The organism is Sphingomonas sp. YR710, from assembly GCF_900101455.1.
Taxonomy (GTDB): Bacteria; Pseudomonadota; Alphaproteobacteria; order Sphingomonadales; family Sphingomonadaceae; genus Rhizorhabdus.
The window spans coordinates 53,714-80,341 of sequence record NZ_FMZJ01000014.1 but is presented as its reverse complement, the minus strand read 5'-3'; the positions used below and the strand labels follow the sequence as shown (position 1 = coordinate 80,341).

General features: G+C 60.7%; 20 protein-coding genes. 4 read left to right on the top strand and 16 right to left on the bottom strand.

What is annotated here, in order from left to right; genetic code table 11:
* Positions 1–173: 173 nt before the first annotated feature.
* The 4 genes from BLS13_RS16015 to BLS13_RS16000 form a co-directional block, all read right to left on the bottom strand.
* Positions 174–2,288 carry a tetratricopeptide repeat protein gene (locus BLS13_RS16015; protein ID WP_093453627.1) on the bottom strand — a complete coding sequence of 705 codons (2,115 nt, stop codon included), beginning with the start codon at positions 2,286–2,288 and terminating at the stop codon, positions 174–176.
* A complete protein-coding gene (locus tag BLS13_RS16010; RefSeq protein ID WP_256325928.1) occupies positions 2,285–3,076 on the bottom strand; it encodes a glycoside hydrolase family 191 protein in 792 nt (263 codons plus the stop codon). Before BLS13_RS16010 ends, BLS13_RS16015 begins: the two co-directional genes overlap by 4 nt.
* An 89-nt stretch (positions 3,077–3,165) precedes the next feature.
* Entirely contained in the window at positions 3,166–4,560 is a 1,395-nt protein-coding gene (gene pelG, locus BLS13_RS16005) for an exopolysaccharide Pel transporter PelG (protein WP_093453624.1), read from the bottom strand.
* Between the two features lie 54 nt (positions 4,561–4,614).
* On the bottom strand, positions 4,615–8,292 hold the full coding sequence (locus BLS13_RS16000) for a cadherin domain-containing protein (protein ID WP_093453622.1): 3,678 nt from the start codon (positions 8,290–8,292) through the stop codon (positions 4,615–4,617).
* 350 nt (positions 8,293–8,642) lie between these two features.
* Between BLS13_RS16000 and galE the strand changes: the two genes are divergently transcribed.
* The 3 genes from galE to BLS13_RS15985 all read left to right on the top strand — a co-directional run bounded on the left by galE (position 8,643) and on the right by BLS13_RS15985 (position 13,287).
* Entirely contained in the window at positions 8,643–9,665 is a 1,023-nt protein-coding gene (gene galE / locus BLS13_RS15995; RefSeq protein ID WP_093453676.1) for a UDP-glucose 4-epimerase GalE, read from the top strand.
* A 223-nt stretch (positions 9,666–9,888) separates the two neighbouring features.
* Positions 9,889–10,074 (top strand): hypothetical protein, encoded by a 186-nt coding sequence (locus BLS13_RS15990; protein ID WP_093453621.1) that lies wholly within the window; start codon positions 9,889–9,891, stop codon positions 10,072–10,074.
* 402 nt (positions 10,075–10,476) lie between these two features.
* Entirely contained in the window at positions 10,477–13,287 is a 2,811-nt protein-coding gene (locus tag BLS13_RS15985; RefSeq protein ID WP_093453619.1) for a PAS domain S-box protein, read from the top strand.
* 57 nt (positions 13,288–13,344) lie between these two features.
* On the opposite strand, the gene BLS13_RS15980 is transcribed toward BLS13_RS15985, so the two are convergent.
* The gene (locus tag BLS13_RS15980; protein WP_093453618.1) at positions 13,345–13,944 is read right to left on the bottom strand and encodes a response regulator transcription factor; all 600 of its coding nucleotides are present in this window, start codon (positions 13,942–13,944) and stop codon (positions 13,345–13,347) included.
* A gap of 705 nt (positions 13,945–14,649) precedes the next feature.
* Positions 14,650–16,509, bottom strand: a complete 1,860-nt coding sequence (locus BLS13_RS15975) for a PAS domain-containing sensor histidine kinase (protein ID WP_218123305.1) — start codon at positions 16,507–16,509, stop codon at positions 14,650–14,652.
* A gap of 549 nt (positions 16,510–17,058) precedes the next feature.
* Here BLS13_RS15975 and BLS13_RS15970 point away from each other — a divergent pair.
* Positions 17,059–17,508, top strand: a complete 450-nt coding sequence (locus BLS13_RS15970) for a hypothetical protein (RefSeq protein ID WP_143011981.1) — start codon at positions 17,059–17,061, stop codon at positions 17,506–17,508.
* A 7-nt stretch (positions 17,509–17,515) separates the two neighbouring features.
* Here the strand turns inward: BLS13_RS15970 and BLS13_RS15965 are convergent, their stop codons facing one another.
* The 10 genes from BLS13_RS15965 to BLS13_RS15920 form a co-directional block, all read right to left on the bottom strand.
* Complete coding sequence (locus tag BLS13_RS15965; RefSeq protein WP_093453615.1) at positions 17,516–18,514, bottom strand: hypothetical protein; 999 nt, start codon at positions 18,512–18,514, stop codon at positions 17,516–17,518.
* Positions 18,515–18,519: 5 nt separating this feature from the next.
* Positions 18,520–21,069, bottom strand: coding sequence for a fimbria/pilus outer membrane usher protein (locus BLS13_RS15960; RefSeq protein ID WP_143011980.1), 2,550 nt, complete (start codon positions 21,067–21,069; stop codon positions 18,520–18,522).
* A complete protein-coding gene (locus tag BLS13_RS15955) occupies positions 21,044–21,760 on the bottom strand; it encodes a fimbria/pilus periplasmic chaperone (RefSeq protein ID WP_093453612.1) in 717 nt (238 codons plus the stop codon). Before BLS13_RS15955 ends, BLS13_RS15960 begins: the two co-directional genes overlap by 26 nt.
* Positions 21,761–21,833: 73 nt before the next feature.
* Positions 21,834–22,394 (bottom strand): hypothetical protein, encoded by a 561-nt coding sequence (locus BLS13_RS15950; RefSeq protein WP_143011979.1) that lies wholly within the window; start codon positions 22,392–22,394, stop codon positions 21,834–21,836.
* A complete protein-coding gene (locus tag BLS13_RS15945) occupies positions 22,391–22,981 on the bottom strand; it encodes a hypothetical protein (protein ID WP_093453609.1) in 591 nt (196 codons plus the stop codon). Before BLS13_RS15945 ends, BLS13_RS15950 begins: the two co-directional genes overlap by 4 nt.
* Positions 22,982–22,991: 10 nt before the next feature.
* The gene (locus tag BLS13_RS15940; protein WP_093453607.1) at positions 22,992–23,549 is read right to left on the bottom strand and encodes a hypothetical protein; all 558 of its coding nucleotides are present in this window, start codon (positions 23,547–23,549) and stop codon (positions 22,992–22,994) included.
* Positions 23,550–23,599: 50 nt separating this feature from the next.
* Positions 23,600–24,148, bottom strand: a complete 549-nt coding sequence (locus tag BLS13_RS15935) for a hypothetical protein (RefSeq protein ID WP_093453606.1) — start codon at positions 24,146–24,148, stop codon at positions 23,600–23,602.
* Between the two features lie 70 nt (positions 24,149–24,218).
* Positions 24,219–24,779 (bottom strand): hypothetical protein, encoded by a 561-nt coding sequence (locus BLS13_RS15930; RefSeq protein ID WP_093453605.1) that lies wholly within the window; start codon positions 24,777–24,779, stop codon positions 24,219–24,221.
* A gap of 136 nt (positions 24,780–24,915) precedes the next feature.
* On the bottom strand, positions 24,916–25,254 hold the full coding sequence (locus BLS13_RS20880) for a hypothetical protein (RefSeq protein ID WP_143011978.1): 339 nt from the start codon (positions 25,252–25,254) through the stop codon (positions 24,916–24,918).
* 673 nt (positions 25,255–25,927) lie between these two features.
* Positions 25,928–26,461: a hypothetical protein gene (locus BLS13_RS15920; protein ID WP_143011977.1), complete on the bottom strand. Its 534-nt coding sequence runs from the start codon at positions 26,459–26,461 to the stop codon at positions 25,928–25,930.
* Between the last annotated feature and the right edge of the window lie 167 nt (positions 26,462–26,628).

Genomic DNA, 26,628 nt, shown 5'->3' with positions numbered 1-26,628 from the left:
GCTCCATCGCAAGACGACCTCGCTTGAAGATGAGCTCGAGCCCGTGACCGGGGCGGAGCTTGTCACGTCATCGCTATCGGCCAGGTTGCGTATGTCTCCCAGCGGCAGACGAGGGCTGGCTGGCGCGGGTGCCGCGATCCCGGCAGCGCCCAATGCGAGGAGCATGAGCATCGTCATTGCGTGAACAACGCCTGGGCACGCCCGGGCTCGCCTGCCTGAATCAGCAGCCGGGCCTGAAGTGCAACGAGGCTCCTGTCATCGGGTTTCATGCGCCGCGCCTGCTCAATCACCACCAGCGCATCCGCCGTTTGCCCCAGACGCCCCAGCAATTCGGCCCGGGTCCGCAAGCTCGCCGGCGCGTCGGGCAATGCCGCCAAAGCGCGCCGTGTCCAGGCTTTCTCGTCCGAGCCAGGACTGACGTCCGCCAGCAGACGCAGCGCGTCGATGTCTTTCGGCCTGGTGCGGAGTTGCTGCTGCGCAAATGCCGAGGCTGCCGGAAAATCGCCGCGCTCGCGTGCGTCCCAGGCAAGGTCCATTCGGTCATTTGCAGCGGCTATGCCGGCCTCCAGCCGCAACCAGGCCAGCGCCAGGCGCTGGCTGCGGCCAGTCGATCGTGGAAGCTGCGCGGAGATTTGCGCCAATGATGCTGGCGAAAGCCGCCGTCCATCGAGTAGCCGAAGCAAGGCGCGGTTTGCTGCGGCAACATCGGAAAGGTGTCCGGCAAGCGCCAGCCGCTCGATGAGCATGTCGGTCCGATCCCCGAGCGGCGATCCTTCCAGCATCCGCAATGCCCTGGTCGGCCGGTCGCGGCGGACATATAGCCTCAGCCACGCCAGCTGATCGGCCTCGCTGCTTGCCTCGCCAATGCGGCTGCGCAGCCAATCGAGCGCCGGCTGCGGCGGCCGTGGTCCCCAGAGATAGAGCAGCCGATCGAGTGCCTCCCCATGCGGACCACTATGGGCCAGGGCGTCGGCTTCGAGGAGCGCCACGGCATCGTCACCCGCGCCGATCGCAAGCAGCCGCTCGGCAATGGCGCGGAGGGCGGCGGGATCCGCCGTCGCATGCGCGAGGAGCAGCGAACGAAGCAGCGCCTTGTCGCCGGATCGCGCCGCGATCGCTTCGCGCGCCTCCACGATGATCGCCGCAGGCAAAAATCCGGCGGACCGCAGCGCGCCGGGAACGTCGTGCGTGGCTTCGGCGACGCGGATCGCCAGCCAGGGATCGCTGCGCCGCCAATCAACCGAGGACAGGCGTTCGATCCGTGGAATGAGGTCAAACCGGTTTTTCAGGGCGGCGCGGCGAACCAGATCGAGCGCCATCGTGCTGGTCAATGGCTCGATTGTCCCTTTCTCCGCGGCCGTGACAAGCAGGAGCGGCTGATCCAGGTCAAACGCGGCGCGGACAATGTCCGCTGGCGACGCCGTGCCGGGTTGCGCCGCCGCTTTGGCCAGTAGTGCCTGCGCCTGATCGATCGCATGTGCCTTTTGAAGCGCAAGGATTTGGAGCGGCCAGAGCGCGCGCCGCTCGTCCGGGCTCGCTTGTGCAGCCATCTGTGCGGCTATGGCTGGCCGTCCCATCACCAGCAAATCGGCCGTGATCGTTTGCAACGACGGCGGAGCGCCCCGCGCCGCCAGAGCGGCGTGAAGCGACGACAATGCATGCGCGTCGCCAGTGGCGAGCGACAATTGGAGGAGATGCTGCAACCCGGCAGTCGACAGCTGCTGATGGGCGTTGAAATGTTGCTCGAGCCGGTTCCGAGCCTGGGCGACATTGCCTTCCCGTTCCTCGAGCGAAGCCAGCCGCTCAGCCTCGCTGGCCGTGGCGGCGTGCCCGGCATCGAGGCGCGTCAAGGCGACGCGCTCGACAGGATCGGCCCCGGCGCCGGCGGCCAGCTTTGCGACACGACGAAAAGCGTTGGGATCGCCGGACAGTTCGGCCTGGCGATAGGCATGCGCAAGTTGGCGACGGGCGTCGCCATTCGCGGCGAGAGCTTGGTCGAGATATGCTTCTGCTGTAGCATTTCTGGTGCGACCGGTTGTGAGCGGCTGGAGCAGGGCAATCGCCTTTTCCGGGTGGCCCGCTGCGATATCCGCGCGGGCGATGAGCAAGATGGCGATTGTGCGGTCCGATGCCATTTTACTGGTGGCGGCGAGGGCGGCCCGATCATCGTCGGTCCGCAGTCCCACGCCAAGTGCCTCCATTGGCGATGGCGTGCGCAGTGCGCTGGCGCCGTAAACAAGGCCAACAGCGATCGGCGACAAGATCATGATGATAGCGACGCTTTTCATGCCTCCGGCTCCCGCACGAGATGATCGAGCGCCAGCGTTGCGACATAAGGGCTGAAGCCCGCCGCGCGCTCACGAGCATAGAGGTCCGCCACCGTTCGGGTGTCGCCTGTTTCCCAATAATCGAGCGTCAACAATGAGAGCGACGGATTGCGCGCTCGTGCTGTCCGCAGACGGGTCGCCTGCCAGATCCAGTCAGAGGCGCTCGCCATTTCGTAGCGCTTTTCCGCAAAATTCCACCGTGACGCCATCGCTTCGCCCAGCGCGGCGTCAATCGACGTCGCGACCTCCGGAAGCATGGCGTAACCGCGGTTCATCATGACGAACATGCGGGGGAAGAGCGATCGGATCGCCTTTACCAGCGAGATGCCGGCCGCGATCATCCCGGCATTTTCGACCGGGCTGGCGCGCTCCAGAGTCTCGGCGCTGTCGAGCGTGTCGAAAAACACGCCATCATAGCCTGTCGCGAGGATAGCCGGCACCAGGTTTTCCAGAACATATCGGCGCCACGATGCCGCGCGCAGATCGGCCATCCGGGCGCTCGGCCAGGCCGGGTTCGGCTTCAACATGGCGCCGGATGCGTCCAGTTCGGCGAAGAAGGGCCGCGACCGATCGACCTCGCCCAGGCTGAGATAGCCGAGCAGCAAGGCGCTCGGCCCACGCAGCGGCGCGATGGGGCGCATATGGTCGGGTTCGAGAACGAGCATATCATAGCTGCGCGCCAACGCAGGATCGGTGTCCGCACCATAATCTATGCCCCAGCACCGGATGCGCGGCCGTTGATCCAGCAATGGGGTGACCTCCGTTTGGGCCCGCATCAATCCTGGCACAGCCAGCCCCGCAGCCGCGGCTCCCAGAAAAAGTGCGCGACGTCGGGTAATCATACCCACACCCGCCGGTCACCCATGATCGCAGGGTTGTTCTTGACGAATATCAGATAGGTCAGCTGCCGGGTGGCGCTGCCGACCAGAAGGATGCCGAGTATCGCTGCGGTCAGCGCGCCGATCATGAAGCTCCAGCCGAAATGAATATATCCGGATTCGATATCCAGCAGCGCACCGGTTGCGCTTACGCACGCCATGCCGCCCCAGATGATCAATATTCGGCCGAACAGATCGTAATAAGCGAGGACGACCGTGGCCATTGTTGCCAGCAAGTGGAAAATCAGACCGATGGCCGTGAAGCGAAAGGCGAATATACCGCGGGCATCCGCGCCGATCCCGTCAAACAGCGCCGGCGCAAGCACCCAGGCCGCGCATCCGATGGTTGCCTGGACGATCAGGAGCAGCCGGGCATCCTGCAGGAGCGTCGCCGCGACCTCCCGTCGCGCCCTTTCGATGATCCGAAAGCTGCCGTCAACGGCGCACGCTTTCATGAAGCGGCCAAAAACGAGCTCGAACCGCGTCTCTACCGTAATCACCATGAGCGTCAGCCCGGGGATAATCAGCAGCAAGCCCATGAAGGCCGCCTCGTCATATATCGGATTGAGGCGCAGCCAGCCGAGCATGGGCGCACTACCAGGACCAAACCACGCCACCCATTTGTCGATCCACACCGCGGTCACTGCCGCAATTCCGGCCGCCGCAAGATGGCCCCCAGAGTGCAATCTCCACTGCCAGTCCCCTGGCCATATCGCAGGCGCCGTGAATTCGCGTCCGATCGTCCGGCGAAGCATCCCGCAGGTCGTGATCAGCCCGACGGTAATGGCCAACAGGACGAGCCGGCACGTCACGACGCCGAAGATCAGAATTGCTGCGGCAACCCCGATTCCGGCGCCGAACGCAATCAGAATTGGCCAATGCCGTTTGAGAGCCGTCAAAAACAGGTTTGCGACCCAGATCTGGCCGAGAACGGTGAGGATCGCGATGGCGAGCACCAAATCGATCGCAGGCAGATTTGCCAGGACTCCGAACAACAGCGTCGCGGCGACGAGACATGATCCGGTTACCGCAAGACTGGCGGCCACCATCAGCCCGGGCACCGCGCTCCTGTTATCGGCGGACAGGCTATCGGCAACTGCCCGCATCGTCAGCGTCGTGATCGGCGCAGCGATCAGCGCCGATACGGCGAACGCATAGGTCAGGATCACCTGGACATACAGGCTTCCTTCGGAGCCGAGCATCGACCGACTCCCCCATTGCAGCGCGATCATGGCGGCCGCCGTCATCAACCATGGGCCCGAACTGATCATCGCTCCGTGCATGGCCGCGGCAGCCACGCCACCGATCCCCCCGTCACGGGCTAGCCTCGACAATTTGAAGCCGATACCTGCCATGGCCGCCCTATCCGGGTTTGTGGGTCTGGAGCGAACTCATGTTCTCCTGCCTCGTCACAGGATGAAATCGCTGGCGGTGAGGATCTGGTGCCCGACCAGATCAATCGAGAAATCGGCCCCGATATGATTCACGTTGACGTCGCCCTCGACGATGGTGTGTTCGACCCCACCGACCGTGACATAGGTGTAACGCAACTGCGCCGCGCCGGTGAACGCCGTGCCCGCCACGGGCAGGAACGTGAACGCCTGGTCCCCGCGAAGACTACCCCGGCCGGCATTCGCGTCGATCGCGGACAGATCGATCCGATCGATCGCATGCTCGAAATCGGTGATGACATCGCGTGTGGTGGCCGTGGTGCCGCTATCGGCAACATCCGTATAAACGAACAGGTCGTTGCCCGGTCCACCCGTCAGAGTGTCCGCCCCGGCGCCCCCCGTGATCCTGTCATTGCCGACGCCGCCATTGATGATGTCCTTGCCGGCATTGCCATTGAGAATATCGTTACCGCCGAGGCCAGAGATGGTATCGGCTCCCCCGGCGCCGGAGAGCGTATCGGGCTCGATCGTGCCCGTCATGATGTCGTTTCCGCTGGTACCCGTCTGCACAATGCCGAGGACGTTGGTGACGTTAACCGTCAAGTTCTGCAGGTCGGCCAGGCCGCGTGAATCGGTAGCACTGATGTTGACGAGGTAGCTGTTATTGTGGTCGCTATCCTGCGGCAGCTCGTAATCGGGGGCTGCCTTGAAGGTCAGAACGCCCGTTACAGGATCGATCGCGAACAATGCCGCATCTGCACCCGACACGATTCCATAAGTCGTGGTGTCGCCTGTTGCCCTATTGGCATCGGTCGCGACCACCATCGTAACCGCGGTGGTGTTTTCGGCGATCCCCAGGGTCGCCGTGGCGCCAGCGCCATTCGACGTTATGATCGGAGCGACGTTGGCATTGGTGACATTCACCGTCAATTGCTGCAGATCGGCCAAACCATGTGAATCGGTCGCGCTGACGTTAACCAGGTAGCTGTTGTTATGATCGCTATCCTGCGGCAGCGTGTAATCTGGGGCGACCTTGAAAGACAGCACGCCCGTTACTGAGTCGATCGCGAACAAGCTCGCATCCACGCCGGATGCGATGCCATAGGTCGTGATGTCCCCCGCATTGGCGTCGGTCGCGACGACCGTTGCAACTGCGGCGATGTGCTCGGGGATCGACAATGCTGCCGTGTCGCCGCCCCCGTTCGACGTTATGACCGGGGCGGAATCGGCCCCCAGGCCGATCGTGACATCATGATGTCCCGCCGCACCCAGATTGAGGGTCAGAATCTCTCCGCTCTGGCTTGCAATCGTTGCGCCCGTCACATTTATCAAATCGGTGCCGGGATTCTGCAGGTCCACCGTAACGAGCCCGTCACCTTCAACCGAAAAGGCAAGGTTGCGCCCGTCGCCCGCCACCGAAATCAGCGAGGCCCGCATCGGCAGGGCGGCGATGTGGGTGACATCATCCTGCGCCGCGCCCAGATGAATGGTGAAGGTGCCGCCGGAGGCAGGCATGAATATGCTGTCCGTATCATAGGCATACCAGTTGTCGACATTCTGGATGACGCTGCTGCCCTGACGCTGGAGATCAAGCGCGAACCGCCCTGCGTCGGACGAGCCGACAGTCGCCGTAATGGTGTTGCCGACAACGCTTGTCGTGACACTGGCCTGATCGAACGCCTGTATCCGATCCGCCAGATCGGCAAGCGTGACGAATTCTGAACCACTTGCCGACGCTCGGGCAATCCAGTCGGTGAACATCTGCGTGGTATAAGGACTGGTGCCCGTACCATTCACATCGAAGGCGGCGGCGGCATAGTCGTGGAACGGCCAGACGACGATTGGTGTCTGGCCCTTGCTCGTCAGGTCAGTCCATTCCTGAGCCCAGGCGGCTTCGGCCTGAGCGATGGTTTTGCCCTGAAATTCGACAAGCGTGAAATCAAAGGAGGTATTGGGGGCAAGATAGACCTTGTTTTCCTGTGTCGGCGACAGGAAGCCGAAGGCATCCGGATATCCCGCGCCGACCCCCGAATAGCCGCCGGTCAGGTATTGCTGGACATATTTCATGATCTCGGTGGAGGTCGCAACCGTTTCCGGCGCACCCGGCACCGCCGCCCCCACGATGTTGTAGGGATGACCGAGATATGCCGATAATTGTTGGTTCAGGATCGTCGTGCTGTCCGCAAATTCCGTCTGAATCTGCGCAGCGCTCAACAGATTGGTATTGTCCGGATGCGTATAGCTATGCGTGCCGATTTCGTTGCCGAGATCGATCATAGCCTTGTAATAAGGAAGCGAGACAGTCCAGTCAGTATATATACCCTGGGCCGGATTGTTCCCGATATTGGCATAAAGACTGCCGACGAAATTATACGCATCCTTCCACTGCGCAAGAATTGGCACGAGCTTGTCGTAAACGCCCGGGCTCCCGTCGAGCGGATTGACGTCTTCCGCATACATGCTGCTGTCCAGATCAACGCGTGCCGCGACGATCCCGGTCTGGCGCGTCAGCTGCAGCCCGACCGACACGCCGGTCCCTTGTGCCGAATAGTCGATCGCCTGCCACAGCAGGTTGCTGTCGGCCATCGTCGCTTCGCTGGAAAACACGACGTTCCGGCCGCCCGTCTGCGTCGCCATCGCGGCCGCATATGTCTGGCCGCCGATCGTTTCGGTGGCCACCGTGGTGCCCGTGCCGCTGACATTGGTGAAGGCGTTCCAGCCCACGCCCGTATAGTTACGAATGACTTCGTTCGACGCGTAATTCTGCAGCACCAGCCCGCCCGGATCCGTGGCCTGAAGCGAAACGTCACCCGTTCCACCGGTGACGCGCGTCGCATCGAGCAGAAGTTTCATGCGGGAATAAGAGTCGCCGGGTAATGGGTTGTTGTTTTCGTCATCCGTCATGAACTCGCCGCCAACGATCAGGCCGACGCCGAACTGCACCTCGGCCTGTTGGAGCGTGTTGGCGATCGCATTGGCCTGGCTGGCCTGGACATTGCGGAACGACGGAAAAATGAGCGTGTCATATTGCGAAATCTTGGACAGGTCGGTCAGATCGGATTCGCTCAGCAGATCGAAGCTGACCCCCGCCTGCATCGCCTGCGCCTGGGCATTCATGAACAACTGCGCGTAAGCGGTTTCACTGAAATATTGGTGCGCAGTTGTGTCTGAATAGACAATACCAACCTTGGTCGATAGGTTTGGCGCTATTCCCGTATCATTGAAGAGTGTGAAGGGCTTGTCGGAGTAACTGGTTGGTCCGAAGACGGCATCGTTGACGTCATAAAGAACGTCGATCGCAGGCGGGTTGCCGATGGCCGCCTTCGGTAGGCTGAATTCCGCAACGGTATGATCCGCATTATAGGCGATCTGGAGGTTGGCAAGCACCAGCGTCTGCCCTGCCGCACCGGTGTACAGTGACGCGGTACCATCTGCCGCAATATTGACATTATATTCCGCACCACCTGCGAAACCGAAGATCTGGTATCCGGTTGTGGCATCACGATCGGTGTTAAGCCAGAAGGTGGTATTGGCGCCAATGGGCACGGCCGAATGAAAGGCAAAGGCAAGCGAGCTGCCATCCGGCCTGGCATATAGCGCATATCCTGGAGGGCTTTCGATCGCATTATCGATCCGCTCACTGTCGCTCCAATCGGAGAGATCGCCATCATAAATGACCGGTGCACTTGTCGCCATGATGTTCTCCTCAGATCATAACGGGTAACGCCAGTACTTTGCATGAGAGCACTGGCGTCCACCGTTATTTATAAATGATGCAATCACTATATTATTGAAATTATCAAAATATAGTGGTTTATATTTGGCTACGTGATATTATTCTGCTATAGCTATTACTTCTCATCCGGAAGCATCGTAGCCAAAATTATCGATCAGAAAATTAGTGAATGGTCATAAGTATTTCCACCTAAATCATCACCTATGTTTACGAGATCATGATTTATTCTACGCTTTGCGAGTCGCAAGCAGCATGCGCAGCCCGCAATCGCGCACCCTGCCGATATGAGGATCCAGATGTGGGGATGGTCATGAACAAAAAACCGACGATATTGGTAACAGGGGGCGCCGGCTATATCGGCAGCCACGCTGCACTTGCGCTTAGCGACGCGAGCTGGCCGGTTGTGGTCATCGACAATCTCACCACCGGCTTTCGCGAAGCCGTTCCCCACGATGTCCCCTTGCTCGTGGCGGACATTGCCGATCAGCCCGTTGTCGAGACCTTCATCCTGGACCATGACGTCGGCGCGATCATGCACTTCGCCGGTTCGGTTGTGGTGCCCGAATCCATTGCGAATCCGCTCAAATATTATCACAACAACACCGCCAAGAGCCGCTCGCTGATCGAGAGCGCAATACGGTGCGGCATCCCGCACTTCATCTTCTCGTCGTCGGCCGCCACCTATGGGGCGCCTGCCAAAAGCCCGGTGAGCGAGGACACGCCGCAGCGGCCGATCAACCCCTATGGCATGTCGAAGCTCATGACCGAGATCATGCTCGCCGACGTCGCCGCCACACATCCGCTCAACTATTGTATCCTGCGCTATTTCAATGTCGCCGGCGCCGACCCCAAGGCACGCGCCGGCCAGTCGACGATAGGTGCGACGCATCTGATAAAGGTCGCGGTGGAGGCCGCCTTGCTCAAGCGCGACCACGTCTCGATATTCGGAACCGATTATGACACGCCCGACGGCACGGGCGTGCGGGACTATATCCACGTTTCCGATCTGGCCACCGCGCATGTGCTCGCGCTCGAGGCCCTGATCGCCGATCCGGCCACGAACCACGTCCTCAATTGCGGCTACGGCCGGGGCTTTTCGGTACTCGAAGTGCTCGATGCCGTCGAGCGGATCACCAATCGTGGCATCGTCCGCAGGTTCGAAAAGCGACGGGCCGGCGATCCCGGCGCACTCGTATCCGATAATCGCGCGATTCTGGAATGCCTGCCATGGAAACCCCTGCATGCAGACCTGGACGAAATCGTCGCACATGCTGTGGCCTGGGAACGCAAGCTCGGCCAGCCAGGTGGAGCGTTTTCGAACGTCATGGGCTAGCGACCTGTTTTGAAACGCGTATTTTCGTGAAGATCACCCTAATACGTATTGGCCGCTATGGATACGTACCAATGGTTTCGCGGTGCAACACGTTCTAGCTGAAGACCAGACGCTATTCGAACGATAGCGCAATTCAAACGAGGTGCCGGTGAAAAACAAACAATCCCCATCGCCGTCGGGATTCCACCCTTCCCGAGAGCCGACACACCTCACGCCGACGATCATGAGCCGCAAGACCGGCTGGAGCGTCCCATATTGCAGCATGATGCTGACTGGCGCGCGGAAGGTGCCGCTGGAACGGGCCATCATAATATATGAGACAACCGGTGCGAAGATGGGTCCGTTGAAGGACGCAACCGATGCCGAAATCGCCGCGCTGTGCCATTATGCTCATGGACATTCCGGCTGACCACCCATTCCTGCCTCGCGGATGAAGGGCGTGAAAATGGCAGGCGAACGCAACATATTTGATAAATATGATGGTCAATATTTGATCGTTAACCCTCTCATGAATACGATGCCATTATAGATTCCATGAATATTGCGAGTAAATTGTCATCGATACTCAAAAAATGAACCGGCTTTGGAAATTGTCATCGACACGGTGTTCCGGCTGTAGCGGCCACGCGTTTATCGGGGCTTCATCGAACAAATCGCCGTTCCCATGCCCGTACCGAAATATTTTCCAAACCAGTGATGGTCCGCGGAGCCGTCGGACCATGTTGACAGCGTGAAATTTTACGTAGATTCTCAAAACGTGTCTGCTTCGGTAAACGATCAAGGTCCGCCCTCAACTGGAGGAGCTTGGATCGTGGCTGTGTTGGCGGCCCAGAACGAAGACATCTGGCGAACGATTCTGCTTACTATCGCCTGCATGCTGACGGCGATGGCGACCCTCTGGTTGGAAAGATTTTCAGGGGCTCCCACTCCGCTGTGGGCGCCAGCGGGCGTTGCGCTGGCCGGCTTTATGATCGGTGGGCCCCGGTTATGGCCCGCCGTCGCTGCCGGGCTGTTCGTGGCCCCCTGGCTGATAGGCGAATTCCCTGCCGTCGGGACGCAGGGCATCATGACCTGCGCATCGACCGTAGCGGCAGTCATGGCCGCGCATGCCGTGCGGCGCATGGCCATCCTCACCGACGCACCTCTCTCGCTCCATCGCCGGATGATCATGACCTCGTTGATCATAATGGCTTCGGCATGGGTCTCGGCGCTGATCCGCGCCTTCGGCCTGGTGGCCACAGGCACGGCGCCTGTGGCGCTTCTCGACGATATCAGCTTTGCATGGTTTGCCCGTGATGGCCTGGGCATCCTGGTCTTCATGCCAATCATTCTCATCTGGTGGCGCCACCGGGCCAAAGACCTGACCGCCGCGCGCCTGCTGCATATGGTCCTGGCCCTGCTTGCTACGTCGATCACGGCCTGGATCGTCTTTCTGGAACCAAAGTCGGGCGCAAATGCATGGAACATATTTCCGTTGCTCGTCTGGTCGGCCGTCGTGGGGCATTTGCGAGGCGGAACCGTTGCCGTCGTCATCCTGGCTGTGATGGCAATGGCAGGGACAACGATCGGAAAAGGACCGTTCAGCGCCAATGGCGTGGATATGGCCGGCAACATCCTCTTACTCCAGAAGTTTCTGGCAAGCGCCAGCCTGATGACATTGATGCTTGCTGCTATAGCCCAGGACCAGCAGACCACCGCCAGTCTCCGGAAGACCACGAACGAATTGCGGGAGCGCGAAGCGCAGCTCGCTTTGTTTGTGGAGCATACCCCTGCAGCCATGGCGATGTTCGATCGTGAAATGCGCTATCTCGTCGCATCGCATCGCTACCTCACCGAATATGGCCTGCCGCCCGACACCCTGTTGACCGGCCGATCGATCTACGATGTCTTTCCCAACTTTCCCGAGCGATGGCGTGCCATGCATAATCAGGTGCTCGACGGAATGGAGGCTTCGGCCGACGCACAGCCCGTCACGCGCGGCGACGGACATATCGACATCGTACGTTGGCTTGCCAAACCCTGGCTCGACAGCGAAGGCAAAGTGGCCGGCCTCGTCGTGTTCAGCGAGGTCGTGACCGAAGCGGTGGAAAACCGGCGTGAGATCGAGGAAGCCGAAGCGCGGTATCGGAGCGTCTTCGAGCAGGCCGCGGTCGGCTTCGCGCGCGTTGAGATAAATGGCCGATTCCTTGAGGTGAACGATCGCTTTTGCGAGATCCTGGGCCGCAAACGGAAGGAACTGCTGGCCACCACCTTCGATCAGATAACGCATCCACATGATCGCGTGGCAAGCGAGGAAGGAACCATCCGTCTGATCGACTCCGTCCCCCTCCTCTCGATCGAACGGCGCTATGTTGGCAAGGACGGGAATGACATCTGGACGAATGTGTCGGCGAATATGGTCACGAACTCGGCCGGAGTGCCGGACTGCTACCTTGTGGCAATCGAGGATATTTCGGCGCGCAAGACCGCGGAGGCCGCACTGAAGGAAAGCGAAGAGCAATTGCGGTTCGCACATGAGGCAGCCGGCGTGACGGCCTGGCAGTTTGACCCCGCGGAGAAATTTTCCGTGACGGCGTGCATCGCCGGCGGGTTCGGCATCGCGACGCCCGCCAACGTCGCGATCGGGCCCGAAGACAAGATGGTAGCTCTTTTTTATGAGGACGATATTCCAACGCGGAACGCGGCCGAGGCTGCGTTGGCCACAGGCGGGCTTTTTGATCACACGGTGGCGATTAGGACGGCCGAAAATGCTCAGCGCTGGATTCGTGGGCTCGGTCGCGCGGAGTATGCGCCGGATGGACGACCGCTTCGACTGATCGGGCTCGCGATCGACGTGACCGCAATGGAAAACGCGCAGAACCAGCTTCGTGCCGCCCATGAGGAGTTGCTGAGAATATCGCGCCTCAGCGCGATGGGTGCTTTCGCATCCACACTGGCCCATGAACTCAATCAGCCGCTGACAGCGGCTACCAGCTACATGCAAGCGTGCGAACTCACCCTGAAGAGCAGCCCGCAAGACCAGGACAGCGAACTGATCGAGATGGTGAGGCTGGCGGCCGCTGAGGTGCTGCGCGCCGGCGACATCATCCGCAAGATGCGGCAATTCACGATCAGCGGCGAAATCGCGGTCCAACCCGAAGATCTGAACAAGATCATCAACGAAGCGTCCACCGCCAAGCGCCGCCGCTCGGTGGCGTCCGGTCTCACCATCAAATGCCACTTCGACCCGAAGGCCCAATTCGTTCTCGTTGATCGCATCCAGATCGGGCAGGTTCTGGCAAACCTTCTGGCCAATGCCGTCGAGGCTATGCGGGAATGCCTCTTCAAGCACATTGATATCACGACCCAGCGGCAGGGAGACATGGTGCTGGTCCAGATCAAGGACAGCGGCAGCGGCTTCGCCCCTGGGGTGCTGGAGCATATTTTCGAACCATTCAGGACCACGAAGGAAACCGGAACGGGACTGGGCCTCCCGATATGTCGCACCATCGTGGAGGGGCACGGAGGAAAATTGTGGGCGGTACATTCGCCGGACGGGGCCACGCTTTGCATGACCCTGCGTTGCCAATCCGCTGCAGAGCCGGATGAGGCGAGCGAGAGTGTTTCCGCCGCGGTCCGTTAGGCCTTTTCCGACTTTCGTCGGCACGGGCCTGCGATCACGACCGGATAAGGCCCCGGATCAGGCGCCCAGACCGGCCGCGAACGCGATCCGCAGCGCCTCCGGGAAGCTCCGCACCCGCAATTTCATCATCAGGTTGGCGCGGTGAACCTCGACCGTTCGAGCGGAAATGCCCAGATCATAAGCGATGGTCTTGTTTGGAAGACCGAGCGCAAGCCCGTTGAGAATCTCCTGCTCGCGGGATGTCAGCGCCGCGATCTTGAGCGAAGCGTCGGCCGTCTGAGTCTCGACCTGTCCAGCCTGCTCGATCCTGTCAAATGCACGCTCGATGGCCCGCAGCAGATCATCGCATTCGAAGGGCTTTTCCAGAAAGTCGACCGCGCCAGCCTTCATCGCCGCAACGGCTGTCGAAACGTCGCCATGCCCCGTCAGGATAATCACGGGTAAAGTACATCCCGCGGCCAGCATGGCTTCCTGGACCTCAAGACCATCCATCTCCTGCATGCGAATATCGAGCAGGACGCAGCCATCGCTCAGTCGCCGCAATTGATCGAGAAAGGCCTTGCCATTTGCCCAGGATGTTACGCCAAAACCTGCTTTCCTGAGCATGAAGGTCAGAGCCCGACGAATACCTTCCTCATCATCGATGATATGCACCATATAGGGGCTTGCGACGGGCACACGCGTCTCTCTGCTCTGACGCTCCGGGGGCGCTCCATCCGAGTTCCCCGCGCCATTGGTACCGGCGGCTACCCGCAATCGAGGCGGCACGAGAGATCTGGAACGAAACGGCACTGTCTTCTCAAGAAGTGTCGGATTCCGGATGATGATGTTATCCATTACGCATACCTCCCCCGATTTGTACTATATCGCACAGTTACTTCAGAGCCTTAATACGTAAACTTACGCCATATTTGGTGAATTAAACCTTTCCCTATCGCTCATACAAACAAAATCGGGTTTGTTCCCTAAGTGATAACCACAATGCTTCGCAGCGAGAGATATCGATCTTGAAACGCGAATCTCCCGATCGCTGATCGCACGCCTCTTCCTTACCGAAATTGCAGAAAATGGCCCGCATACGGTGCTTCTTCTATGTCATATGACTGGAATGGGTGGAAATCCGGAAACGGTCTGCCTATCGGCGCATGACCCTTGATCCGGGCCTTTGTCTAGCGCTGTCACTACTGCAATAGTCCGCCCAGGCTCGTCGCGCATGAATTCGTTCGTCAGTTTGTGCTCCGCAGATTGCCCAAAAGCCCGAGTCGCCACCATCCGGCAAAACCAGCCTCAACTCTGTCCGCATAATCTCCGTCCGCTTGTAGATGCCCGGGATGAAATCGACCGGCCTGCATTGGCCAGGATTCAGTGGACTGCATCGCCGACAGGAAAGGCGCTTGCCCGCAACAGCGTGAAGTGGAACCGCGAGCCCCCATCGGGATGGGCCTCATACCAGATCCTGCCGCCATTGGCCTCCACGATGGTACGGCAGATCGAAAGCCCCAACCCCATGCCATCGCCTTTGGAGGAATTGAAGGCCGCAAACAATTTTTTGGCGATGTTCGCCGACACACCTGGCCCTGTATCGGCGATGGTGACCTGAACCAGCCCGCGCTCGCGTCGCGCCGATATTCGCAATTCGCAACGCTGGCAGCCCGCTAACGCCTCGATCGCATTCCGTAGCAAGTTGATCACGACTTGCTGAATTTGCACGCGATCGACAAGCACCGGCCCGACATCCTCGTCCAGCGCGAGCCTGATCGGAATACTCTGCGCCATCTGCCTTATTCTTCCTATGCTCAATGCATCTTCGATCAAATTCGGCAGGGATTCGATCGTCCGGACGACCTCTCCTCGTGCGACGAACTCCCGAAGCTTCCGGACAATGTCCCCAACGCGTCGGGCCTGGCCAATCGCCTCATCCAGCGCCTCGCTCTGATCCGGATCGTTCGCGGGAACATGGGCCCGGGCGGTTTCGACGAAAATCAGCATCGTCGCCAGCGGCTGATTGATTTCATGCGCAAGTGTGGACGCCATCGCCCCCATCGAACTGACACGCGTGGCGTGAACAAGATCCTGGCGCAGCTCTTCGAGCCGGGCCTCGGTGATATCATGTTCGGTCATGTCTCGTATGAAAATGGTCAGAATCCGTTGATCGCCGCTCACGGCCTGGCCGATCGAAACTTCCGCTTGAAAGGTCGATCCGTCAAAACGGCGCACCATTATTCGACGCCGTGGAGAGCCGTTCCGCCGTCCCTCACGGACGAATTTCCGTAGATTGCGGGCCTGCACGGCACGGTTGGCGCGCGGTACGAAGATGTTGGCATTGAGCCCGATCACCTCGTCGCTCTTCACACCCAGTATCTCCTCGGCCGCAACGCTGAAGAACTGGATCTGCCCCCGCTCGTTCGTCACGATCATGCCTTCCGGCACGGTCGACAATATCGATCGCAGATGCGCGGCATGAGCGCAAAGTTCGTTGGCAGCGGCACGCTCGCGCGTGATGTCGCGAAGGATCTGGCCGAAACCGATGATCTGCCCGTCCGCATCATGCAGCGCCGTAATCGATACATGGGCCAGAAACTCGCTTCCATCACGGCGGCAGCGATAGGCTTCGCGTTCCAGGTTCCCGAAGCTGCGCGCTTCTGCAATATCCCGCTCTGGCACGGAATCGGCGCCGGCCCGGGCCGGATACAGCATGCCGACATGGCGATTGAGCACTTCACCCTCCCGCCAGCCGGTGAGGCGTTCTGCGCCCGAATTCCAGCTCGTCACATAGCCTGCGGCGTCGAGCAGATGAAAGGCATAGTCCCTTGCCCCATCGATCATCAGGCTGAACTCCTCTTTCGATCGCTCTGCCTGCTTGCGTCGCCGATGCGCCTCCTCCTCGCTCCGCCGCGCCTCATCGCGCAGGGCATTCATCTTCTCGGCCACACCGATAATGGCCAGCGAGACGATGCCAAACAGCAGGGCATTGATCGAACGCCCGGAATCGACCGGCGAGATTTGCACGAGCATCGCCGCCAGAATCTGCGACAGGACCAACGCGATGATGCCGGCAGCCCAGCCCCCCAGGGCCGCGGCAAGCAACACCGCCACGGTGAAGGGAAGATAGGGAAACGAGCCTCCAACCACGTCGTCGAGCGCCAACCTGATCAACCCCGCAGCCGCGACGCAGGCCAGAGCCAGCAAAGCGCGGGAGGCCAGTGATGCCGCCTTGGGCAACGACCAGTTCCATCGGCCGGATCGGCTGGCAATCAGCCTGGAGCAAAAGATCAGTGGTCGGGACCGGGAAAGCATTCGCCAATATCCGGCGCCTGCCGACACGATCTTACCAGTCACGGAGCAACCCGGCTTTTCGCCCGATCTGCTTTTTCTTCCGTGCGCGGTACCATATTTCACTCCGACCGCCTTATCTTTTACCCTGAGCCAAGTTAGAGCCGATCGTAAACTCCTGCCGGAATCATCACTATTGACATATACCCCTACGGAACCGGCGCGTGATCGCGCTGCGACCAGCGTTCCCGTGATGCTTTTCCGGTAACGTCTTCGCCGCTCCCACGATTGAGGCTTGACTGTGGATTTTACGTAGTAGATGCCCCTTACCGACGTGTCCGAACTTTCCGGTTGTACGCGCTGCCCACGCTCTCCCGATCCATCGGCCGAGCTGTCGGCCCGGCGCCGCAAAGTTCCCTCACGAGCAAAAATGGTCGCAGCGCCTTCGTTTTTGCGAGGTGCTGCCAAAAGACCTTTGGGGCATCACGGAGGCACAAGATGGCATTGCGGGGGAACTTTTCGACGGCGCATATTCGGGCCCTTCTTCTGGGGGCAATCGTGACAGCCGGGATGTCATGCGCGGCGACGGCGGCGGAACCCTCTCAGGGTAACTCCCTGACACTGGAGATCTCCGGCTTCGTACCGGTGGCCTGCCGCGCTTCGCTGGTGGCCAATGTCGTGACACCGAACGGCAATGGCGAAACTAGCCTCGGTACGCTCTCCGAATTCTGCAATAATCCGAGCGGCTATCAGGTGCTTGTCGATCACTCGCCTGAGCTGACCAATGCCCGATTGGTGGTCGATGGTGTCGAAATCGCGCTGGCACAGGAAGGGTCCACGCTAATTTCGTCTTCATCGCATGCCGCGCGGAAGACACATAGCGTTGCGCTGCGCGGCGCCGGCGAAAATGTGAGTGGCACACTATCGGTTCGGATCGTGCCGCTCTGAACATAGCTCAGGAACAGGTGGTTCCCGGTGTCGTTGCAACCAGCGGCGCAATGGTGATCGTCAGCACGTCCTGATAATTCGGGGCCGGCGTCTTCGTCTTGCCGCCGCTGGTCAACCGGACGTCAACCGGTAGCAAGATGCCCTGGGTCGGTGGCGAGCCGGCCAGCCCGGCGCGCGTGCAGGTCTGCGAGATGGTTGTTATATTAGCATCGCTGCGAGTCTGACCGACAAAGGTTGCCTGATAATTTAGCGATTGCGCCGCCAGAGCCGGATTGCCGCCCGGGAAGGTGAGCCGATATCCGTTTTGCGACGTGACAGCGACCGAATAAGGCCCCGAACTCGCGACCCGTACATAGCCGGTTCTCAGGATGGGCGTGGTCGCGACATCGGCATCGGTCTTGTCGCCGACTTCGCCGAAATCGAGCGCCGGGCCGACATAGCTCGCCTGCAGCGCGCTCAGCACGTTGACGTTGATGTGGATCGCCTGCGCCAACTTGGTCGGCGTATTGACATCGCTCAGGCCGCCCGTCCCCTTGCAGACATAGCTGATGTCGAAATCGATCGGCTTGCCCGCCGAAAGATCGACATTGGCCGGCACAGTCACCACCAGATTGAACGGTGTCGACTGGTCGGGCTGCGAAGCCCCTCCGAAACTGTAGAAGATTTCACCCGAAGCCTGCGAGTTGATCTGGGGGTGCCCCATCGTATTGCCCTCGGTGTAGAGCACGCTCGAACCATTATAGAGGATCTGGTAATTCGGCGTTCCGATCGCCTTGGTCAGCACGAAATTGACCGACTGCGTCTTGGCGGCGCCGACCGCGAAGCGCGTCAGAACCAAAGGTATCGTCACCTGAGTCAATCCAGTTGGTGAGAAGGGATCATAGGTTATGGTCGGCGAAGCCTGCGCCTGACCCGAGACCCCGCAGCTGGCCGCCCAGCCAGGGGCCGACGGCATCAGGGCGATGACCGCGCAGCCGATGCCGAATGTTGAGGCGAAGTTTTTCATGGGTTTCACTCACCTTCCTGCGAAGGTTTCATGTCGCCTGTGCGAACGATACCCTCGGTGCCCTTGGGGATATTGATCGTGAAGCGGCTCTTATCCGCATCGTGCATCTCGATATACCATTTGCCGGGGGCCAGGCCGGTCAGGCCAAACCGGCCGTCCTTGTTGGTGAAGACGGTCACGGGTTCGCGATCCGGATGCGCCATTTCGATCGCCGAGCCCGTTACCAGCGCGACCGGTTCGCCCGAAGCATCAAGGAATCGGCCCAGCGCGGTCACGCTATAGTCGGAGCCGACCCGCAAGCTGTAGCCGCTGCGATAGGGTGGATAGAGACGGTAAGCCCCCTGCCCCAGATCGATGCCGGCGGGTGCGTTCGGTGCGTCGACGGTCAGCGTGCGTTCGGCATAGGAGCTCAGACTCGGCTGAACCGCCGTACCGAGCATACCGGTTGCCGCCGTATAGCCGAACACCGTGGGGTCGACCATGATCGATGCGCCCTTCAGGCTCTCATGACCACGGACGATCGCGAAACTGTCGTAGATCGGCCGGCCGATCGCAGCCGTCCCGTCCGCGACCGCCAGCGACGAGGCGAAGCGGAAAGATGTCCGCTGCCCGGTCGACGCGCCGAACGTATTTTTGAACGTGCCGTAATGGCTGAGCCCCAGTTCCGCACGGTTCGCGAAATAGGTGCCGGTCGCGTTGATGCCGGATCCGAATTTGCTGCGCTCGATGTCGCCCGCCAGATTATAGGACCCCACGCCCTGCCCGTGGATGACATTGTACGATAGCCGCGCGCGATGATCGCGCGTGTCATAATCGGCGCGCGCGTTCGCGAAACGCCCGAAGCGTATGGTCAGTGAAAGCAGCGCGCCGACGCCGCTATGGACATTGTCGCGTTCCCATCTGACGTCGCTGGTCGCGCTGATCCGGTCGTTGATCCGCCAGCCCAGCGTGCCACGCAGCGTATAGAGATCGCGCTGCGCGTCGCGTCCGCTCGAATAGCGCCCGTCGACGCCGCCGTAGAAATAGTCACTGAAGGCATGCGAATAGCCGCCACCAGTCTCCCATTTGAACGGATTGCTGGGCGCCAGGATTCCCATCGGCCCGAAGTTGCGGCTGCGGCCTTCGAAGAACAGGCTGAGCGAGTCCGATCGCCCGCCTCCGCGTTGAATGAGGCGCTGAAAGGTGACCTGTGTCGCATATCCGGAACCGAAGCTGTCGATATCCGACGCCGAAACGGTCGTCGCAAATGTGCCGATCGCCGTCCCCAGCACCGCTTCCACGCCGCCCATGCGACTGCCGGGGGCGGCCTGGAAATTGGCGCCGAGCGTCAGCGAATCCGTGAAGCCATGGCGAAAATACCCGCTGACCGCGAAGTCGTTCGTATAATGCGGCCCATGACTCTCAAGAGGTGACAGAACACCCGCGTAGAAGCCGAACTCGCTGAGCCCGCGCGCCAATTGCGATTGATCGAGGAAGATGTTGAAACGCAGCAGCTGCGTCCGGCCAGTATCGTCGATGATCGACAGCTTGATGTCATTGGCGCCCTGCGTGAACGGGAAGTTGCGCAGGTCATAGGTGCCCGGCGACAGCTGCAGCCGGCGCACGGTCTGCCCGTTGATCTGCACCTCCACGGTCGATGGCCGGTCGAGCTGGAAACTGCGGTCGCCACGCGGACGCGCGATCTGCTGCGGCTGCAACACGCTGTAGGAGCGGAACACCGAAAGTCCGGAAATTTCCGGCGACGCCTGGAATCCCCGCGCGGTGGGCTGAAGGTCGCCTAAGGTCCAGCGCATCAGATGATCCTGATCGTCATAGACAAGGCGCGACCCGAGCCGCTGGAAATCAACGCCGTTAGAGCCCGGCTGCCAGATCGCCTCGGACTCGGCAACGGTTCCGAGGATGCGAGCGGCGCCATCGAGGAACATCACAGGTGACTGCACGCCGGTATCGGGGCCGTCGGACAGATAATCGACATTACCGCGCACGTTCAGATACGCGCTGAACGCTGCCGGCTTGATGAAATCGCCAAGACGGGCGCGATCGAGCGGGCTGACCATCAGCGTCTGCGTGGCGCGCCGCTCGGCCGCGATCGTCAAAATGACGGCGAGCTGCTGCGGATCATAACGGAGTTCGATGCCGGTCGCGGCGAAATCGGCCATCGTCAGCGTCGTCTTGCCGGCGAAACTCGCCTGCAATGTCTTCAATACATTTGGATCGAGCACATTGATCAGAAGGTCGAGCAACCGCTGGGCCGCAAATTCGACCTTGTCGTCGGTGTCGATCGTGATCACCAGATCGCCAAGATAGATCGCTCCATCCTTCGCGGGCACCGTGAGCGTCACCGCTCGCCCCGTCGGGTTCAGACGCGTCATGACATTGGGATCTGCCAGCGTCGGCCGGTCCAGCACGACATGTTGCTGCTGCGCTTGCAACGTTTCGCCCGGTTGATCGGCCCAGGCGCTGGCCGTCGACAATGCGGTCAACGCGCACCCCACCAGCAACTGCCAAAGGCGGCGTGTCTCCTGCTGTTCAATTTTCGGGGGTGAACTGCGCATCGATCGAGCCTTCGCTTGAGGGCAGCTCTACCGGCACGATCACGCGGCGCGTCTGGCCGGCGCCGATCAGGCCGAAGCCGATGCTCTGCTGGATTTCCGGGCCGGCAAGCGTCTTGCGAAAAACTTCCCGTCCGGCCGCGTCCTTCTCGATGATGCGCAACCGCCCTTTCGACAGATAGCCATAGGTCGGACTGTCGTTGGACAGGGTAATCGCCGGCACCGAATGGCCCGTGTCATCCCTGGCCACTTCCGTCGTCTGGATCCTGAGCTGGGGCCGGGCACCCGTCGGTCCGACGCTGGCCAGCACCTGGAAGTTGTAGAGGATCTGGATTGCCGACTGGCCTTCGGGCAGCTTGACCGGCAACTGGGCGACGGTCACATAATAATGCTTGCTGCGCGCCAGATCGGGATTGCCGACGAATTGCACGCGGAAAGACTGGGTCTGGCCCGGCTGAATCATTGCCTGCGGCGGGAAAACGAGCAGATCGCCAGGATCTTTCCCCGTCCCGTGTACGCCCTTTTCGTCGATCAGGAGCTCCTCCACCCGCAACTCGACGGGGAGCGGGTTGGCGAAGCTGTTCTCAACCGTCACGATCTGGCTCATGCGGCGGCCCGCCGTGCTCAGGTCGACGACGACGGGCTGCACCGTCATGGCCTCGCCTGCCTGCCAGGCCATGATCAGGGATGCCATCACTACCCCGGTCTTTAATCTTGATGATATTTTGGACATATCCACCCCCAATGTATAAATGTTATTTTGAGAATTAATTCGTAGCCTGAAATTCTATGATGATCTGATCGGAATAGGTTCCCGCCACTAATGATATCTCACCTTTGTCAACGTTGAAGGACAGGATGACATCACCTGTTCGAGCGCTATCGGCGTTGATCACGAGTTGACCGGCGATATCGCTCCCGCGCGTAACCCGTCGGTTCGCCCAGGCCGCGCCGAACCGGTAGGTCAGAAACTGCGCGAACGCGCCCTGTCGAGCCGAGGTCCCGCCCTGGCGTAGCAGGCCGCCATTGCCGCTGCGCATGACAAGCCGGTGCGGTGCGTTGCAAATTACGGGAATGGCCAGCCGCAACTCGGCCGCCTCGGGCTGTGCGGTGATCGGATCCACCAGTTCGGAAATCCGGATCTCACCTGTCGTTCCCGAGGTCGCTGTAAAGGTTGCGTTGAGTCCACTCGCGACGGTCGGGGCCTTCATCACGCAGGCCGCCGGTGCCTCACCGACGATTTCGACGCGGGCGCTGATCGGCGGCGTGGTCTGGGCAAGTGCCGGTGCCGCGATCGGAATGATCATGAGAATTGCAAGGCTTTTCATTGCTGTGGCTCCAAAGTGATGCGAAGCGTGTCGCCATAGACCCCCGCGACCAGCGGGGCGTTCGCGCGGGCGTTGGTGGCGCCAGCATCGACATCGAGGCGGATAAGCACCGCGCCGGTGGCGGTGTGATTCACGAAGATCGTGCCATCGGTCACGCGCCGGCTGCGGGCGTCCGCCGAGAAGGTCAAATTCTCGGAAGCCCAATGCACCGCGGCGTGATAGGGAATGGCATCGGCAAAGCCTTCGGGCGCCGCCGCCGTCCGCTCGCTCGTTCGCCAGAGGCCGTTATTCTGGCTCTCCACACGCAGCGTGTGGGGAAAAGAGCAATTGGCATCGAGGCTGATCTCGGCCGAAGCGGGGCTCGTCGACAGATTTTCGGTGTCGACGATCTGGTCGATCTGGAGCGTCGTGCCGTTCAGCCCGCGAAAATTCACAAGCGCGCCCGCCGCCAGCGACGGCGCACCGAGGACGCATCCGCCCGGCACCTGTCCTGTCACGGAGAAGCTGTGCGGCTCACCAGCCGCCTGTGCCAGCGCCATGGTCGGCAACAACGTCGCCGTGATCGCGAGGGGGAGCGCGATGTGCATCTCCACCCCCTCAGTTCGCGACCGAGAGCGTTACCGTGACGGCGCCAAGGTAGCTGGGATCGGTGATCAGCCGGAGGCCACTCCCGCCCGAGGTGCTGAAATTGCCGATCCCGACGGTGATGTCCCCCTGAAAGGCCGTCGCGCGTTCCTGGCTCGAACCGGGATTATTGTCGCTGCCGGTCGTGAAGGGCGCGGCCGTGCTGGTCCAGCCGCTGGCCGTGGCGCGATAATCAACGATCCTGGAAAAGCCGCTTGCCGGCGTGGCCGTGTTGTTCTGCGCTGCCAGCTGGGTCGCGCTGATCCCGATCCGGCTGCGCGCGCTGCAGAAGGCGCCGGTCAGCACCTTGGGCGATGCGATCAGATCGGTGCGCAGCAGACCGGTTGTGGTATCGACGAGCACGCCCAGATCGAATGAACCGCCCCCCGTGAGCGTACCGCCGAAACAGAGCGCCGGAACCGTTCCCGTCACCGAAATGATGCCGGCGGCCGGCGGCGTTTGCGCCTGTGCCGCGCTTCCCGTCGCCACGAACAAAGCCGCGCCGAGGGCCAGCTGGATCAATCCAGTCATAACATATCCTTCAGGTACAGAGGGTTCGCGGTGGTGGTGGCGGCGCATCATCATTTCCCCCCGAAGCTCACATTGGGGGCGAGCGTGACCAGCACTTGGCCGCCATAATTGCCGGCGACGAGCAGCCCGCTGGTCGGCGTCGATGCCGCCGACAGGTTGACGACCACATTGCCGGTGAACAGGCCGATGCCGGCGACACTGCCCGGTGTGGCGATCGTCGAGCTATCGGATGCGGTGACGCCGTTGGCCACGGCCGTAGCGGTATAGTCGACGCGCGCGTCGAAGCCGCTGATCGCGGGCCCGGTATAATCACTGTTGAGGAGCGGTTGCGCTTCGACGCCCATCGTCGCCGCAGTACCGTTGCACCAACCGATGAGCGTCCGGCTCTGGCCATTGACGCGGCTGGGGTCGAGCTTGCCGGCACCGGCAACGCCGCCGCCATTGGTCATCTCGCCCAGAGCGATCACCGCGGACGGTGTGGTAAACAGGCAACGATCCGCAACCGAACCATTGACTGTGACGGTACCCGTCGACTGCGCGAACGCGGGGCCGATGATGAAGGGCAGGCTGGCCAGCGCCAGGAGGGATAATCTGCGCATCGCGATTCTCCGAAAGAAGGCTACGAAGGAGAGCGCCCGTGGAGACAGGCGCCCTCCCCCCTCGTAAGCGTCAGGCAGACGGTGCGACCGTGATCGCGATCGAGCCATTGTAAGTACCGGCCTCGAGCAGGGCGCCCGCTGCCGTGTTGCCGGTCGACACGGTCACAGCGACGTTGCTCGCAGCGTTGGCGAGATGATCGCCAACCAGAACCGTGGTCGCGCCCGCGACGTTCGATGTATCCGCCACCGACGCCAACCCGCCGGCCGCTTTGGCCGCCGTCATCGTCGCGGTATAATTGACGGTGTTGGTGTAGCCCGTCGTCGGCGTGACGACAGCCGCATTCACCAAAGGCGACGCATTCACCGAAAGCTGCGGGTTGGAACTGGTGCACGTCACCGTGAACGTCCGCGTCAACCCGCCATTATTGGCCGAAAAGGCCGCGTTGACGGTGCCATCGGCCACTGCGAGCTCCCCGAGGTCGATGCTCGAATTGAGCCCGCCAGCTGCGGTGCATTTGGCGGCAACAGTGCCGGTAAGATCGATCGTTCCCGACACACTCTGCGCGACGGCAGGGACGGCAAAAGCAGCGGCGCCGGCGGCGAGAGCTGCAATGATCAGTTTCTTCATCATTCTGTCCTTCCTTACGTCCATTGAAAAGCCGCGAGGCCAGGTGACCTGAACCGGGCTCATGATGCGATTGCTCGCGGGTTTCCGGGGATGAGTTGTTCGACGCCGCCCCCCGGAACGGCGTCGGACACCGACAGGCTTACGGTGCAGCGCTCAGCGTCACGGTAAGCCTGTCGGAGTAGGTGCCCTGAACAAGCGTGCTCGGTCCCGGATAAGGTGGTGCGGCGACCCTGACGTAGGATCCCGCCTGCAGATTGGAGGCCGCAGCCAACCGAAGCCCCTGCGATGTGCTGGCCGGCCCCACGAACGAACAACCGGCGCTCGCCGTCAATGTACTTACCGGACATGTCGCGTCGGCGATCGTACCACCGCCATCCGCAATCAGGTGCAGTGTGACGTTATACGGAGCCTTGGTGATATAGCCCGCCGGCACCACACCGCCTGTCAGAAGACCGCCATTTTGGGAGACAACGGCCACGCGTGAGGGGCCGGTGCAATTCAGGACAAAGGCAAAATCCTGCTGAAACCCTTCCGCATCGAAATTGTCCTTATTGTAGGCCCCATTGGGCGCGCCGCCCGTGGCAAATCCACAACGTCCGCCAACAGATGCGGTAACCGGGACAGAAAGGACAATCTGGTTGGGCGAACGCCCACTATCCGGCGAATATGCAGTTTGCGCCTTCGCAACTGGCATGAGGAAACTACTTAGTCCCATTACCAATAAAAGATGCGTTCCTGACTTCACCGAACAGCCTCGTTTCCAATATAGTCGGCTCATCTGACCCGACATGTTCCGAGTCCTTATTCATGTAAATTTCTCGATTGCGCATTTGGTAATGCTCCCACTGGGGACTCTTCATCCGGATTCTTCCATCCGGGATTCCGCTTACATGGCCTCCGAATCCTGCTGCTTGCCGGAACCAGAGAATTCATATTTTTCCGATAAGAATCAATATGTTGCAAATTTCATCGGCGACAACCGACCGGCCCAGGCGCTCATGCCACAGCATCCGCCATGTTCTTCCAAAATTGTTTTCGGATTTTTATGTCTTGGCGAGGAATTTTGGCGGCAGAACAACAAATGCCGACTGAGAAGAGGCGATTCGCCCGCACTTTATTATGGGATAATATCTTGCGTAATTACGGCGTAACTACAGGTGCATTGCACCTGGCACGGCAGGGAAGGTCAGCAAAATGACGTTGCCGACTGCCTTACTGAAGCGGATACGAAACTGGCCATCGGCGGATTGGACGAGGCGCCGCGCGGTCAGCAGCGCCAGCTCATCTCTTATCGCCGAGTAGCTCAGCGCTTTTCCCATAGCCGATCGATAAACAAATATGACGCAGATGCGCCCGCAAGATCGCCTTGTTCTGATCGCTACCGAGCGGATGACGCCACTACAGGCGCGCGCGTGATTCACGAGTTGCAGCATGGCGGCTTCGATGGCAGCCGATGGCAGCCTTACCTCCGCGCCGGAAGCTCTCAGATCGCACGACAGCCGCGCGTCGGGGCCGATCAAGGCGCGCATGATATGTTCAACGGCCCGGACATGATCATCGATGGTGGCGACAATGTGCTCACGCTCCACGCCCCCCAGGAGGTTCACATGCTCAACCACCTCATGCAGCCCCTGATAGACTCCAGGCTCAAAGGGTTCATCGGATGATATGATATGGTCGCACACGGCCCGCCTCCCTGTTTAGCCGTGATCATCTTCCGCAAAGCTGCAACGGAGAATTGGGAACTATACCATCGGCGTTCCACTTACATGGTCGCCGCAGAACGGCATCGCCGGGACCCGTTCGGGGGGCCAGCCGAAATTGGCACAATGCGCGCGCGCCCAATCGCCAT